The sequence below is a fragment of the Streptomyces sp. NPDC059895 genome, from assembly GCF_042731035.1.
GTDB lineage: Bacteria > Actinomycetota > Actinomycetes > Streptomycetales > Streptomycetaceae > Streptomyces.
Genome location: NZ_JBHWKO010000004.1, coordinates 218,516 through 233,095 on the forward strand (window position 1 = coordinate 218,516; position 14,580 = coordinate 233,095).

A 14,580-nucleotide genomic window follows, 5' to 3' on the forward strand; every position below is an offset into this window, starting at 1 on the left:
GGCCGGTGGGCCCGGAACGATGAGGTGGGGTAACCATGAACGCGCCGTACGACGGTGACCGCGGCCAGGCCGCGGGCAGCTCGGGCCACCCCGAGGGCCCGCCGCCCGAGCACGGCCAGGTACCGCCGCAGCACCCCGCGGACATGTACCTCCAGGACGCCTACGACCAGGACCCCTACCGCGCCCAGGACCTCGCCGCTCAGGACCCGGTCGCCGAGGCGCTCTACGACCGTGCCGCGCACCCCCCGCCGCCACCGGGGACGTACCAGCCGCAGCAGCCGCTGTACGCCCAGCCGCAGCAGTCACCGTATGCTCCCGACCCGCGTGTGTGGGCCCAGACGCCGGCGCCGGAGCCGGACGGCCCGAACCAGTACCTGCCGTACGGCGACGACCCCCGCACGACCCAGTTCGTGGGCGTGGACGACCTGGTCTCGCACTCCGGCGAGGAGCAGCGCCAGCCCGACGCCTTCGCGCACCTCTTCCGGGACCAGCAGGCCGGTGGCCACCCGCTGACGGAGCACCCGGCGGCGGTACCGGGCCCTACCGCTGCCCCGGGCGCCCAGGGAGCTGCACCGCAGTACGGGACTCCGTCCGCCGCCGGTGCGTCGGTGCCCGGGAACCCCTCGCCCGGGGCCGAAGTGACCATGAACCTGACCGCGACTCCCCCCGCTGCCGCCGCCCCCGCGGCCGCTGCGCCTGCCGCCGCTGCCCCCGCCGCGAAGAAGGGCGGCCGCGCCGCGGGCCTGCTGAAGTCCAGCGCCGTGATGGCGGCGGGCACGATGGTCTCGCGTCTCACCGGCTTCATCCGCTCCGCGCTGATCGTCTCCGCGCTGGGCGTCGGTCTGCTCGGTGACACCTTCCAGGTCGCCTACCAGCTGCCGACGATGATCTACATCCTCACCGTCGGCGGCGGCCTGAACTCGGTCTTCGTGCCCCAGCTCGTCCGCGCCATGAAGGAGGACGAGGACGGCGGCGAGGCCTTCGCCAACCGCCTGCTGACGCTGGTCGTCGTGGCGCTCGGCCTGCTCACGGTCGCCTCGGTCGCCGCCGCCCCCTTCCTGATCCGCCTCCTGTCCGACCCCGTGGCCAGCGACCCCGCCGCCAACGAGGTCGGCGTCACCTTCGTCCGCTACTTCCTGCCCTCGATCTTCTTCATGGGCGTCCACGTCGTCATGGGGCAGATCCTCAACGCGCGGGGCAGGTTCGGCGCGATGATGTGGACGCCGGTCCTGAACAACATCGTCATCATCGTCACGCTGGGCATGTTCATCTGGGTCTACGGCTCGGCGGCAGCCTCGGGCATGGAGGTCACGACGATCCCGCCGGAGGGCCAGCGGCTCCTCGGTGTGGGCGTCCTGCTCGGCCTGGTCGTCCAGGCGCTGGCGATGATCCCGTACCTGCGGGAGACCGGCTTCCGGCTGCGGCTGCGCTTCGACTGGAGGGGCCACGGCCTCGGCAAGGCCGTCACCCTCGCCAAGTGGACCTTCCTGTTCGTCCTCGCCAACCAGGCCGGTGCCATCGTCGTCACCCAGCTGTCCACGGCGGCGGGCAAGGACTCGCCCGTCGACGGCACCGGCTTCGCCGCCTACGCCAACGCCCAGCTGATCTGGGGCCTGCCGCAGGCCATCATCACGGTCTCCCTGATGGCCGCGCTGCTGCCCCGGCTGTCCCGCTCGGCGGCCGAGGGCGACAGCGGCGCGGTCCGCGACGACATCTCGCAGGGTCTGCGCACCACGGCCGTCGCCATCGTGCCGATCGCCTTCGGCTTCCTCGCCCTCGGCATCCCGATGTGCACGCTGATCTTCGGTTCCTCCGGCGCCAGCGAGGCCACGAACATGGGCTTCATGCTGATGGCCTTCGGCCTCGGCCTGATCCCCTACTCCGTGCAGTACGTGGTGCTGCGCGCCTTCTACGCCTACGAGGACACCCGCACCCCCTTCTACAACACGGTCATCGTGGCGGCGGTCAACGCCGGCGCCTCGGCGGTCTGCTACTTCGTGCTCGCTCCTCGCTGGGCCGTGGTCGGCATGTCCGCCTCCTACGGCCTGGCCTACGCGATCGGCGTCGGCGTCGCCTGGAACCGGCTGCGCAAGCGGCTCGGCGGCGATCTGGACGGCTCCCGTGTCCTGCGGACGTACGCGCGGCTGTGCATCGCCTCCGTTCCGGCCGCCCTGCTCAGTGGCGCCGCCTGCTACGGCATCGGCCACAGCCTCGGCCAGGGGGTCCTCGGCTCCTTCGCCGCGCTGCTGGCCGGTGGGGCCGTTCTGCTCGGCATCTTCTACGTCGCCGCCCGCCGCATGCGCATCGAGGAGCTCAATTCGCTCGTCGGCATGGTCCGCGGACGCCTGGGTCGCTGAGGCAGGGGGTAGGCGCACAACCATCGTCGGCCGCCGCGTGTCGTGCATAGCGGCGGACTGTGGGCACAATTGGTTTCGGCGTCGGACGGCGCGCACGAGGTCGGACGGCGCGCAACGGATGGGGAGGCAGGGACGACGGTGGCGGAACGGAGTACGGCTGCCGTCGACGTGGCAGACAACAGCGGTGACAAGCCGCTGACCGCGGAGGCGGACCAGTCCACGGCCGACGGGGTGGCCCAGAACCGGGAGCGGGACACGGACAGCGACGAGGCACAGGGGAGCGGTGGGACGGAGCGTTCCGGGAAGGCCTCGGCGCCTGAACTGCACAGCGGGCACAAACTCGCCAGACGCTACCGCCTCGAGGACTGTGTCACCCGTCTGGACGGTTTCAGCAGTTGGCGTGCGGTCGACGAGAAACTCCGTCGCGCCGTCGGCGTCCATGTCCTGCCCGCGGATCACGTCCGGGCCCGTTCGGTGCTGGCCGCGGCCCGCTCCTCCGCGCTGCTCGGCGACCCCCGCTTCGTCCAGGTGCTGGACGCCGTCGAGGACAACGACCTCGTCTACGTCGTCCACGAGTGGCTGCCGGACGCCACCGAGCTGACCACGCTCCTGGCCGCCGGGCCGCTGGAGCCGCACGACGCCTACCAGATGGTCAGCCAGATCGCCTCCGCGATGGCGGCCGCCCACCGTGAGGGGCTCGCGCACCTGCGTCTGAACCCCAACGCCGTGCTGCGGACCTCCACGGGCCAGTGGCGCATCCGCGGCCTCGCCGTGAACGCCGCGCTGCGCGGTATCTCCTCCGACACCCCCCAGCGCACCGACACGGAGGCGATCGGCGCCCTCCTGTACGCGGTCCTCACCCAGCGCTGGCCGTACGAGAGCGATGCCCACGGCCTGTCGGGGCTGCCGAAGGACATCGGGCTGATCCCTCCCGACCAGGTACGTGCCGGCGTCCACCGGGGCTTGTCGGAGCTGGCGATGCGCGCACTCGCCAACGACGGGGCGACCGCGTCCCGGCACGAGGCCGCGTGCACCACGCCGGAGGAGCTGGTGAAGGCGATCGGTGAGATGCCCCGCATCCGCCCGCCGGAGCCCGCCTTCACGGCACCCCCGGAGTACCAGCGCACGACGTACCAGCAGGGGACCTACGGGCGACCCGCCGCGCCGGGCGTCACCCAGCCGGTGCCGACTCCGCCGCCCCCGCTGCAGAGCCGCACCGGCAAGGCCCTGAAGTGGGCGGTCTCCGCCCTGCTCATCGCCGCCCTCGGCCTCGGCAGCTGGCAGCTCGCGGACGCCCTGATGGACCGGGGCGAGTCCGACGACACCAACCAGACCCAGACGACGGAGAGCAACGAGAAGAGCCCGTCGAAGCCGGCCAGTGTGCCGATCGCCATCAGCGGGGCACAGGACTTCGACCCGTTCGGAGACGGTTCCGAGAAGCCCTCCGACATAGGGAAGGCGTACGACGACAGCACCTCAACGTACTGGCAGACGGACTACTACCAGGGTGCCGCCTTCGGGAACCTGAAGAAGGGCCTCGGCATCATCCTCGACCTCGGAAAGGTCCAGCAGGTCGAGAAGGTGACCGTCACCTTCGTGGGGGAGACGTCGGTCCAGCTGCTCACCGCCCCCGAAGGCGCGGCCTCCGCAGCCCCCACGGCCTTCAACGGCTATACGAAGGTCGCCACGGGCACCGGTACGACGGTGACGCTTCAGCCCACGCAAGCGGTCGAGAGCCGTTACCTTCTGGTCTGGCTGACCAAGCTGCCGCTGACCGAAGAGGGCACCTACCGTGGCCGGGTGGCGGACGTCAAGGTGACCGGCTGACGCTGAGGGGAGGGGGCCGATGGCTGAAGGCACCGCGTACGGCGACGCAAGCGACCAGGACCTCCTCGCCCGTCATGTGGACGGCGATCCCGACGCCTTCGGGGAGCTCGTACGGCGCCATCGCGACCGGCTGTGGGCGGTGGCCCTGCGGACCCTGGGAGACCGTGAGGAAGCCGCTGACGCGGTCCAGGACGCCCTCGTCTCCGCCTACCGGGCCGCCCACACCTTCCGTGGCCAGTCGGCCGTCACGACCTGGCTGCACCGCATCACGGTGAACGCCTGCCTGGACCGGGCCCGCAAGGTGGCCTCCCGCAAGACCTCACCCGTCGACGACAACGAACGCCTGGAGCAGCTGCTGGAGCCGCACGAGGCGGCCTCGGCCCCGGCGGAGCGCAACGACTTGCACCGCCAGCTTCTGGAAGCCCTCGGCACGCTGCCGCCCGACCAACGCGCCGCGCTCGTCCTCGTCGACATGCAGGGCTACCCGGTCGCCGAGGCCGCCCGTGTGCTCGACGTCCCGCCCGGAACGGTGAAGAGCCGCTGTGCCCGGGGGAGAGCCAAGCTGCTGCCGCTGCTCACCCATCTCAGGTCGGGAAGCCCCGACGACGAGCGGGAAGACGCCGCGGGACGGAACCGGGCGCAGGGGACATCCGTCCCACCCGCAGCGGAACCTCGGGACGAGGGACCGGACGGCGCCGGGACGGGCGATTCAGCTGCTGTGAAGGGCGGAGGTGGGCGAGCGTGACATCGACGACGGACACGACCGGACACCCGGACGTCGAGGAGATCTCCGACCTCACCGAGGGCCTACTGCCCCCGTCCCGCTGTGCCGACGTCCGGAGGCACCTGGACGCGTGCGTCCTGTGCGCGGACGTCCACGCGTCGCTGGAGGAGATCCGTGGCCTCCTGGGCACCCTGCCCGGAGCACCGCGCATGCCGGACGACGTCGCCCACCGCATCGACGCCGCACTCGCCGCGGAAGCCCTGCTCGACGCCACCGCACCCGACGCCACGGGCACGGGCCACACCCCCTCCATGGATCAGCTCGCTTCCACGGATCAGTTCGCTCCCAAGGATCGGGCTCCCGTCACGGAACCGGCCCCCGAGCCGGCCCCCGACCCCGCGGCACATGTTTCACGTGAAACATCACCAGCCGCGTCCCGCCCCGCAGGGCACGCCCGCAGCTCCGCCACCGGACCAGGCCGCAAGGCGCGTACGAAGCAGGGGCGCCGTAAGGTCGCCGCCCTGGGCACCGTGCTCGCCGTGGCCGCCCTGGGGCTCGGCTCGGTCCTGGTGTCCTCCCTGACCGAGGATGCCGACTCCGGGACCCCGGCAGGACCGTCGTCCACAGTCGTCGACACCTTCGCCGCGAGCAGCCTGGAGCAACGCGTCACGAACCTCCTCGCCGAGGCCGCGGGGTCCAGTAATCCGGATGAGCTGGGAGCGCAGACCGAGCCCGAGGTCAAGGGGCCCACGCTTCTGCAAGAGCCGTCGGTCCCTCCATGCGTTCAGAAGGGCATCGGCCGGAGCGAAGCAGCACTCGCCACCGAGCCCGGCACGTACCGCGGCAAGGATGCTCTCCTCGTCGTCCTGCCCACGTCCGACAGCACCAAGGTCACCGCCTACCTCATGGACGCGACCTGTGTGGAGCAGGCGTCGGCCGGCCCGGCCGAGGTGCTCTTGAAGGACACCTACACCCGCCGCTGACGGCGCAGGCATCGGCTCTCTCCCGCGTGGTATCCCGTACGGTGTCAGACCACCGTGTGCCCGGCCACACCGGGAATGCGCGCCCCTTAGGATCCGTTGGGTGGGGTGAGAGTTCAGTCAGGCTCCCCCCGGTCGAACGACGTTGACCAGAGACGAGGAATCAAGCCGTGAGCGACGTCCGTAACGTGATCATTATCGGCTCCGGGCCCGCCGGCTACACCGCGGCGCTGTACACCGCGCGCGCGTCACTGAAGCCGCTGGTCTTCGAAGGCGCCGTCACCGCGGGCGGTGCACTGATGAACACCACCGAGGTGGAGAACTTCCCCGGCTTCCGGGACGGCATCATGGGCCCCGAGCTCATGGACAACATGCGCGCCCAGGCCGAGCGGTTCGGTGCCGAGCTCGTTCCCGACGACGTCGTCTCCGTCGACCTGACCGGTGAGATCAAGACCGTCACGGACACCGCCGGTACCGTCCACCGGGCCAAGGCCGTCATCGTCACCACCGGCTCGCAGCACCGCAAGCTCGGCCTGCCGAACGAGGACACCCTCTCCGGCCGCGGTGTCTCGTGGTGCGCCACCTGCGACGGGTTCTTCTTCAAGGACCAGGACATCGCCGTGATCGGCGGCGGCGACACCGCGATGGAGGAGGCCACCTTCCTCTCCCGCTTCGCCAAGTCGGTGACGATCGTCCACCGCCGCGACACCCTGCGTGCCTCCAAGGCGATGCAGGAGCGCGCCTTCGCCGACCCGAAGATCAAGTTCGTCTGGGACAGTGAGGTCGCCGAGATCCAGGGTGACCAGAAGCTGGCGAGCCTGAAGCTGCGCAACCTCAAGACCGGTGAACTCTCCGACCTGCCGGTGACCGGCCTGTTCATCGCGATCGGCCACGACCCGCGCACCGAGCTCTTCAAGGGTCAGCTCGACCTGGACGAGGAGGGCTACCTCAAGGTCGCCTCGCCCTCCACCCGGACGAACCTGACCGGTGTCTTCGGCGCCGGCGACGTGGTCGACCACACCTACCGCCAGGCGATCACCGCAGCCGGCACCGGCTGCTCCGCCGCTCTCGACGCGGAGCGCTTCCTCGCCGCCCTCGCCGACGAGGAGCAGGCCGAGCCCGAGAAGACCGCCGTCTGACCTCCTCCCGCCCCACCGCACACCAGTTAAAGGAGCCCGCCGTGGCCGACCTGAAGAACGTGACCGACGACTCCTTCGAGCAGGACGTCCTCAAGAGCGACAAGCCCGTCCTGGTGGACTTCTGGGCTGCTTGGTGCGGCCCGTGCCGCCAGATCGCTCCGTCCCTCGAGGCGATCGCCAACGAGTACGGCGACAAGATCGAGGTCGTCAAGCTCAACATCGACGAGAACCCGGGTACGGCCGCCAAGTACGGCGTCATGTCGATCCCGACCCTGAACGTCTACCAGAACGGCGAGGTCGCCAAGACCATCGTCGGCGCCAAGCCGAAGGCCGCGATCGTCCGCGACCTCGAGGACTTCATCGCCGAGTGATGTTCAGGGGCCGGCAGTTCGTCGGTCGATGTTTCACGTGAAACACGAATGGGCCAGCCCCGACGGGCTGGCCCATTCGTCTGTCCATGCTGCGTGTTCAGGAATTCTCAAAGGCGGTGCCACCGGCCGCAGTCAGCACCTGTCCCACCGGCCGCAGCGCCGTCACAGTGGGCGCAGCGCCGGCTCCTTCTGAACCGCTCCCAGCAGACGGTCGAGGGCCATCTCCACGTCTTCCTTCCAGGAGAGCGTGCTCCGCAGTTCCAGTCTCAGCCGTGGGTGAGCGGGGTGCGGACGGACCGTCTTGAAGCCCACCGCCAGCAGATGGTCGGCGGGAAGAAGACAGGCGGGTTCCTTCCACCGGGCATCACCGAACGCCTCGATCGCCTTGAATCCTCGGCGCAGCAGATCCTTCGCCACTGTCTGCACCATCACCCGGCCGAGCCCCTGGCCCTGGTAGCCGGGCATGATGAACGCCGTCATCAACTGCACGGCGTCCGGGGACACCGGGCTGGTGGGGAACGCCGTCGACCGAGGCACGTACGCGGGCGGGGCGTAGAGCACGAAGCCGACAGGCACGTCGTCGACGTAGACGACCCGGCCGCAGGAGCCCCAGTCCAGCAGGACGGCGGAGATCCAGGCCTCCTTCTCCTCGACGGCCGTTCCCTCGCTCAGCGCGGCCTTTCCGCTGACGGGATCCAGTTCCCAGAAGACACACGAGCGGCAGCGCTGGGGGAGGTCCTTGAGGTTGTCCAGCGTGAGCGGTACGAGCCGACGCCCCATGAAGGCTGTTCCTCGCTTCCTTCGCCCGCGGCATCGCGGGCGGCTGTCAGAGCGCTCCGTTCCCTGAGCAGGCTGCCGACGAAGCCTCCGACCGCGCCCAGTCCCAGTCCCGCACTCACCAGTCCGGTCCGGCTCATCGTTCGCATGGCCTCCGCCTCCCCCTCAGAGGTTCTGCTCGGTGGATGCGCCATACTCCCCACGCATCGTATCCACGAAGCGATTGCCTCGATACTGCATGAAAGCAAAGAGCGAGCCGTGTCCGGCACACACCGGACACGGCTCGCTCGAACGGCCCTCCACGGGACCCTCGACCCGGCTACGGGCCCCTCGACCCGGCTACGGAACGGTTGCCCGACCGCGTGAGGTGAGGTCCGCCAGCAGGACGGCTCAGTCCTCCGTCGCCTCGGACTCGCCCTCGACGAGTCCCTTCTGCAGCACGGGTCCCTCTCCGGGGGCAAGGCTGTCGAGGATGCGCTCCAGGTCGTCCATGGAGGCGAACTCGACGGTGATCTTGCCCTTCTTCTGTCCCAGGTCGACCTTCACCCGTGTCTCGAAGCGGTCCGAGAGCCGGGTGGCGAGCTCGGACAGCGCCGGGGAGACCCGGCCGCCGGCACGGGGGCCCTTGGAACGCTGAGGGGTCTGCGGCCGCGATCCCATGAGGGTCACGATCTCCTCGACGGCACGCACCGACAGCCCCTCGGCCACGATCCGGTGCGCCAGCCGATCCTGCTCCTCGGAGTCCTCGACGGAGAGCAACGCGCGGGCATGACCGGCGGAGAGCACCCCGGCCCCGACCCGGCGCTGGACCGCGGGCGAGAGTTTCAGCAGACGCAAGGTGTTGGAGACCTGCGGGCGGGACCGGCCGATGCGATCCGCGAGCTGGTCGTGGGTGCAGTTGAAGTCCTTGAGGAGCTGGTCGTAGGCGGCTGCCTCCTCCAGCGGGTTCAGCTGCGCCCGGTGGAGGTTCTCCAGGAGGGCGTCCAGGAGGAGCTTCTCGTCCTCCGTGGCCCGCACGATCGCGGGGATCGCCTCCAGGCCCGCTTCACGGCAGGCCCGCCAGCGCCGCTCCCCCATGATGAGTTCGTAGCGCCCGGGGCCCAGCTGCCGTACGACGACGGGCTGGAGGAGACCGACCTCCTTGATGGAGGTGATCAGTTCGTGCAGCGCGTCCTCGTCGAAGACCTCACGCGGCTGGCGCGGGTTCGGCGTGATGGCGTCGAGCGGGATCTCGGCGAAGTGAGCCCCCAGGGGAGGCGCAGGTGTCTCCCCCACAGCCTGCGGCGCCGATTCCTCGGTTTCACGTGAAACAGGCGGCAGTGTCGCTACCCGTGCCGCGGCCACTCCACGGTCACTCGTCAGCAGAGGAACCGCTGCGGGGGACGCCGAGGGGCCGCCTCCCAACGCAGCCGCAGCCGGCGTCTTCTCGGTCGGGGCAGCGGGGATCAGTGCGCCAAGACCACGACCCAACCCCCTCCGTCGCTCACTCACTGGATCCCCTCCATGCTCGGATTGTTCGGTGCACCGTTGTGGGCGTGGGTGGCGTCATAGCTGACACCGACGCCCCTCAGCGCGATCTCACGGGCCGCCTCAAAATAGGAGAGGGCGCCGCTCGAACCTGGATCGTACGTCAGCACCGTCTGCCCATAGCTCGGTGCTTCGGAGATGCGGACCGAGCGGGGAATGCTCGTCCGCAGCACCTCGTCGCCGAAGTGGGTGCGCACCTCCTCCGCGACCTGCGACGCAAGACGCGTTCGGCCGTCGTACATGGTGAGCAGGATGGTCGACACATGCAGGGTGGGGTTGAGGTGTCCCCGTACCAGGTCGACGTTGCGGAGCAACTGGCCCAGGCCCTCCAGCGCGTAGTACTCGCACTGGATCGGGATGAGGACCTCCTGGCCCGCCACCATCGCGTTGACTGTCAGCAGGCCGAGCGAGGGCGGACAGTCGATGAGGACATAGTCCAGCGGCTGCTCGTAGGCCTGGATCGCTCGCTGGAGCCGGCTCTCGCGTGCCACCAGGGACACCAGCTCGATCTCCGCACCGGCGAGATCGATCGTGGCCGGAGCACAGAAGAGGCCCTCGACATCGGGGACCGGCTGAACGACTTCCGAGAGAGGACGGCTGTCGACCAACACGTCGTAGATGGACGGGACCTCGGCATGGTGATCGATGCCCAGGGCGGTAGACGCATTGCCCTGCGGGTCCAGGTCAATCACCAGCACACGGTTCCCGTGCAGGGCCAGGGAGGCGGCAAGGTTGACGGTCGTCGTCGTCTTGCCCACACCGCCCTTCTGGTTGGCCACCACGACGATGCGCGTCTGCTCGGGCCGTGGCAGGCCCTCGCCGGCGCGACCCAGAGCTTCCACCGCCAGTTGGGCCGCGCGACCGATTGGAGTGTCGTCCATCGGGGGCGGTGTTTCACGTGAAACATCCTCCCCCATCGACTCGGTACGGGGACCGGGGACCGGATCGGTCATCGGTCCCGCGATGTTGGCGTCGGACCGCAAGGATTCACTCTCCTCGACTTCAGGCTCGCAATGAACAGAGCCTCCCATGTCTCCGGGGTCATGAACCAGTGAGCCCTGGTCTTCTGTGGAGAAACCCACCTCTGTGGACAACTCCCTCCCCTTGTCGAGTGAGCCGAGAGGCCTGCGGTCGCGGGGTTCGGCCGCGGCGCGGCCCCGGCTGATGATGCCGTGCAGCAGTGAGCGACGTTTCACGTGAAACACGATGCACAGCGCCCGCGGCCGAACTGTCGCGACACTCCGTCATGCGCAGATTGCGCAGCTTGTGTGGAGTACCGCCGATCGTGACCGGGTCAGCGACGGCGACGGGCGCGGCCGGTCCGCGCCGCCTTGGCCCGTTTGGCCGCGAAGCGCACCCCGCCGGGGCTCTCCCCGACCTCGACCCGGACCACCGTGGAGAGCGGGTCGACGACACCTTCGCCGACGTGCAGGATCGATGTGCTGACCGCACCCAGCTTGCTCAGCGCGGTCGCCGCGCTCTTCAGCTCCTCCTCGGCAGTGTCCCCCTTGAGGGCCAGCATCTCGCCGTAGGGGCGCAGCAGAGGGATGCCCCAGGTGGCGAGGCGGTCCAGCGGTGCCACCGCTCGGGCGGTGACCACGTGGACCGGTGGCAGCTTGCCCATGACCTCTTCGGCGCGCCCACGCACGACGGTGACATGGTCCAGGCCGAGGAGTTCGACAACCTCGGTGAGGAAGTTGGTGCGCCGCAGGAGCGGCTCCAGCAGGGTGATCTTCAGGTCCTCACGGACGAGTGCCAGGGGGATCCCCGGCAGGCCCGCACCGGAGCCGACGTCGCACACCGTCACGTCCTCGGGTACGGCCTCGGAGAGCACCGCGCAGTTCAGCAGGTGCCGCTCCCAGAGGCGGGGCACCTCCCGGGGCCCGATGAGCCCACGCTGCACTCCTGCCTCGGCCAGGAGCTCGGCGTACCGAACCGCATCCGCGAAGCGCTCACCGAATACCTCGCGTGCCTGCTCGGGCGCAGGGGGGAGCTCCGCTGCCTCCGTCACGGGGACCGTCCTTCCGTACCGCATCGGCGTACTCGGCGCCGATCACCAGAACTACCAGGCTGACAAAGACCGGCCCCGCCTGCACAACAGACGGGGCCGGGGGGGTCGTGGAACCGAATCAGTTGGGAAGCACGACGACGAAGCGCTGCGGCTCCTCGCCCTCGGACTCGCTGCGCAGACCGGCCGCCTTGACGGCGTCGTGGACTACCTTGCGCTCGAAGGGCGTCATCGGCTTCAGCTTCACCGGCTCACCGCTGTTCTTCGCGTCGGACGCGGCCTTGGCGCCCAGCTCGGAGAGCTCGGTGCGCTTCTTGGCGCGGTAGCCAGCGATGTCCAGCATCAGCCGGCTGCGGTCGCCGGTCTCCCGGTGCACGGCCAGGCGCGTCAGTTCCTGCAGCGCCTCCAGCACCTCGCCGTCCCGGCCGACCAGCTTCTGCAGGTCACGGGTGCCCGTGTCGCTGATGATCGACACAGAGGCCCTGTCTGCCTCGACGTCCATGTCGATGTCGCCGTCGAGATCGGCGATGTCCAGCAGACCTTCGAGGTAGTCCGCCGCGATCTCGCCCTCCTGCTCCAGGCGGGTCAGGGTGTCTGCACCTTCGGCGGCGGCGGAGGTGGTGCCTTCCGTCACGGGATGGGCTCCTTCTTACTTCTTGGACGGGGACTTGGGGCGCTGCGGGCCACCCTTGCGCTGCCCGGACTGGGCCTTGCTGCGGGTACCTCCGGCGGGCTTCGCGGCACCGGCGGGCTTGGCGTCCTGCGGAGCGTCGGACTTGGTCAGCGAGGTCGTCTCGCCGGCCGCCTTGGGGCCTCCGGACTGGCGCTGGGCCTTGGACTGGCGCTTGGGCTGCTGGCGCTTGGCCGCGGCGGCCGCCGCCGTCAGGGGCGTGCCGTCCTCGGTCAGGGTGTCGATCTGGGTCTCGCCCCTCGCCACGGTGCCGTCGGCCTGGGCCGCGAGGCCCGCCTTGCTCAGACCGTTGATGAACTTGCGCTCGAACTCGTTGCGGTCCCGGCCCTTGGCCACGATCGCCTTGACGATGGCCTTCTCGCCGCGGCCACGGGTCTTGCCGTGGTGCGTGACGCGCTTGTGCAGGCGCTCCAGGTAGGCGGCCTGAGCCTTGGAACCCGGGGTCGGGTTGTTGTGGATGACGTACATCTGCTGGCCCATGGTCCACACGTTGGTGGTCAGCCAGTAGACGAGGACACCGACCGGGAAGTTGATGCCGAAGACGGCGAACATGATGGGGAAGACGTACATCAGCATCTTCTGCTGCTGCATGAACGGCGTCTTCACCGTGGTGTCGACGTTCTTCGTCATCAGCTGGCGCTGCGTGAAGAACTGCGAGGCCGACATCAGGACGATCATGATCGCGGTGACGATGCGGACGCTGGTCAGCGAGGCGTCGAGTGCGGCCACGTCCGAGGCGCTGTCGGTGAACTTCGCCGCCAAGGGGGCGCCGAAGATGTGCGCCTTCTGCGCGCTCTCCAGCAGGCCCTGGTTGATCACACCGATGGTGTCACCGTTGGCGATGGCGTTGAGCACGTGGTACAGGGCGAAGAAGAACGGAGACTGCGCCAGGATGGGAAGGCACGAGGAGAGCGGGTTGGTACCCGTCTCCTTGTACAGCTTCATCATCTCTTCGGATTGGCGCTGCTTGTCGTTCTTGTAGCGCTCCTGGATCTTCTTCATCTCGGGCTGCAGCGTCTGCATCGCCCGCGTCGCCTTGATCTGCTTCACGAAGAGCGGGATCAGGCAGATCCGGATGAGGATCACCAGGGACACGATGGACAGGCCCCAGGCCCATCCCGTGTCCGGGCCGAAGAGGGAGCCGTACACCGTGTGGAACTGGACGATGACCCAGGAGACGGGTGTGGTGATGAAACTGAAGAGGCTTGCGATCGTGTCCACTAATCATGCTCCTTGGGCATGGGACGGGGTCTCTGCGGCCGGGCTCGAAGAACGATTCTCCTCGGTGGCCGTTTCGGCGGCGGAGGGCCCGCCCTTGCGTGCGCGCCAGGTGTCGCGCAGCGCCTCGTGCCACCGCGGGCGCTTGCGCGGCGGGACATGATCCACGCCTCCCAGCGACCACGGGTTGCACCGCAGGATGCGCCAGGCGGTGAGGGCTGTTCCCTTGAACGCGCCGTGCCGGTCGATGGCCGTGAAGCCGTAGTGAGAGCACGACGGGTAGTACTTGCACACCGGCCCGAGCAGCGGACTGATCGTCCACTGGTAGAGCTTGATCAGGGCCAGCAGCGGGTACTTCATCGCGCGCCCCCTCCCAGCAGCCGTTGAAGGGCGGCATCAAGGTCTTGGGCCAGCTGTGCGTGGTCGGCGTCACCCGCCCCGGGCAGCGCCCGTACGACTACCAGGCTACCGGGGGGCAAGAGGGCGACTCGGTCGCGCATCAGATGGCGGAGTCTGCGCTTCACCGTGTTGCGGACGACCGCTCCTCCCACAGCCTTGCTCACGACGAAACCCGCACGCGTCGGGGGAGCGCTCTCCCCAGGCGCGTGCGGGTCCGTGGCACCGCTACGAAGATGGACGACGAGAGTCGGGCGTCCGGCCCGACGGCCCCGTCGTACTGCGGTCGCGAAGTCCTCGCGCCGCCTCAGCCGGTTCTCGGTGGGCAGCACGACGGCATGACCTGACCGGGATCAGGCGGACAGACGGGCGCGACCCTTGCTACGGCGGGACGCGAGGATCGCGCGGCCGGCACGGGTGCGCATACGCAACCGGAAGCCGTGGGTCTTCGCGCGACGACGGTTGTTCGGCTGGAAGGTGCGCTTGCTCACTCGGGGGCTCCAGAAATCAATCGGTAGTGGCGGGGTGCCGTCCTGGCTGTCACCGTGCGCCCACGAGTAGCTCG

The 14,580-nt window shown here is 69.4% G+C and carries 15 protein-coding genes; 6 read left to right on the forward strand and 9 right to left on the reverse strand.

Translation table 11 applies throughout. From position 1 onward, the window contains the following. Positions 1-35 precede the first annotated feature (35 nt). The 6 genes from murJ (at position 36) to trxA (ending at position 7,398) form a co-directional block, all read left to right on the forward strand. Positions 36-2,357, forward strand: a complete 2,322-nt coding sequence (murJ, locus tag ACFV9M_RS06770) for a murein biosynthesis integral membrane protein MurJ (RefSeq protein ID WP_385063513.1) — start codon at positions 36-38, stop codon at positions 2,355-2,357. A gap of 138 nt (positions 2,358-2,495) precedes the next feature. Continuing rightward, positions 2,496-4,184, forward strand: a complete 1,689-nt coding sequence (locus ACFV9M_RS06775) for a protein kinase family protein (RefSeq protein WP_385063511.1) — start codon at positions 2,496-2,498, stop codon at positions 4,182-4,184. A 19-nt stretch (positions 4,185-4,203) separates the two neighbouring features. Beyond that, positions 4,204-4,929 (forward strand): RNA polymerase sigma factor SigM, encoded by a 726-nt coding sequence (sigM, locus tag ACFV9M_RS06780; RefSeq protein WP_385063509.1) that lies wholly within the window; start codon positions 4,204-4,206, stop codon positions 4,927-4,929. Further along, positions 4,926-5,891 carry a hypothetical protein gene (locus ACFV9M_RS06785; RefSeq protein ID WP_385063508.1) on the forward strand — a complete coding sequence of 322 codons (966 nt, stop codon included), beginning with the start codon at positions 4,926-4,928 and terminating at the stop codon, positions 5,889-5,891. The genes sigM and ACFV9M_RS06785 overlap by 4 nt, the downstream gene beginning before the upstream one ends. Positions 5,892-6,058: 167 nt before the next feature. Beyond that, positions 6,059-7,027 carry a thioredoxin-disulfide reductase gene (gene trxB / locus ACFV9M_RS06790; RefSeq protein WP_385063506.1) on the forward strand — a complete coding sequence of 323 codons (969 nt, stop codon included), beginning with the start codon at positions 6,059-6,061 and terminating at the stop codon, positions 7,025-7,027. A gap of 41 nt (positions 7,028-7,068) precedes the next feature. After that, on the forward strand, positions 7,069-7,398 hold the full coding sequence (gene trxA, locus ACFV9M_RS06795; protein WP_189931557.1) for a thioredoxin: 330 nt from the start codon (positions 7,069-7,071) through the stop codon (positions 7,396-7,398). Between the two features lie 162 nt (positions 7,399-7,560). On the opposite strand, the gene ACFV9M_RS06800 is transcribed toward trxA, so the two are convergent. The 9 genes from ACFV9M_RS06800 to rpmH form a co-directional block, all read right to left on the reverse strand. Beyond that, on the reverse strand, positions 7,561-8,178 hold the full coding sequence (locus ACFV9M_RS06800; RefSeq protein WP_385063504.1) for a GNAT family N-acetyltransferase: 618 nt from the start codon (positions 8,176-8,178) through the stop codon (positions 7,561-7,563). 387 nt (positions 8,179-8,565) lie between these two features. Continuing rightward, complete coding sequence (locus tag ACFV9M_RS06805) at positions 8,566-9,666, reverse strand: ParB/RepB/Spo0J family partition protein (RefSeq protein WP_385063502.1); 1,101 nt, start codon at positions 9,664-9,666, stop codon at positions 8,566-8,568. Further along, complete coding sequence (locus tag ACFV9M_RS06810) at positions 9,663-10,733, reverse strand: ParA family protein (RefSeq protein ID WP_385063687.1); 1,071 nt, start codon at positions 10,731-10,733, stop codon at positions 9,663-9,665. Before ACFV9M_RS06810 ends, ACFV9M_RS06805 begins: the two co-directional genes overlap by 4 nt. A gap of 263 nt (positions 10,734-10,996) precedes the next feature. Further along, positions 10,997-11,713 (reverse strand): 16S rRNA (guanine(527)-N(7))-methyltransferase RsmG, encoded by a 717-nt coding sequence (gene rsmG, locus ACFV9M_RS06815; protein ID WP_385063501.1) that lies wholly within the window; start codon positions 11,711-11,713, stop codon positions 10,997-10,999. A gap of 118 nt (positions 11,714-11,831) precedes the next feature. Further along, positions 11,832-12,344 carry a protein jag gene (locus tag ACFV9M_RS06820; protein ID WP_385063500.1) on the reverse strand — a complete coding sequence of 171 codons (513 nt, stop codon included), beginning with the start codon at positions 12,342-12,344 and terminating at the stop codon, positions 11,832-11,834. 15 nt (positions 12,345-12,359) lie between these two features. Then, entirely contained in the window at positions 12,360-13,622 is a 1,263-nt protein-coding gene (gene yidC, locus ACFV9M_RS06825) for a membrane protein insertase YidC (protein ID WP_385063498.1), read from the reverse strand. Between the two features lie 3 nt (positions 13,623-13,625). Continuing rightward, on the reverse strand, positions 13,626-13,979 hold the full coding sequence (gene yidD / locus ACFV9M_RS06830; protein ID WP_385063496.1) for a membrane protein insertion efficiency factor YidD: 354 nt from the start codon (positions 13,977-13,979) through the stop codon (positions 13,626-13,628). Continuing rightward, positions 13,976-14,347 (reverse strand): ribonuclease P protein component, encoded by a 372-nt coding sequence (gene rnpA, locus ACFV9M_RS06835; protein ID WP_264932766.1) that lies wholly within the window; start codon positions 14,345-14,347, stop codon positions 13,976-13,978. Before rnpA ends, yidD begins: the two co-directional genes overlap by 4 nt. A 21-nt stretch (positions 14,348-14,368) precedes the next feature. Beyond that, positions 14,369-14,506 (reverse strand): 50S ribosomal protein L34, encoded by a 138-nt coding sequence (gene rpmH / locus ACFV9M_RS06840; protein WP_003956500.1) that lies wholly within the window; start codon positions 14,504-14,506, stop codon positions 14,369-14,371. Between the last annotated feature and the right edge of the window lie 74 nt (positions 14,507-14,580).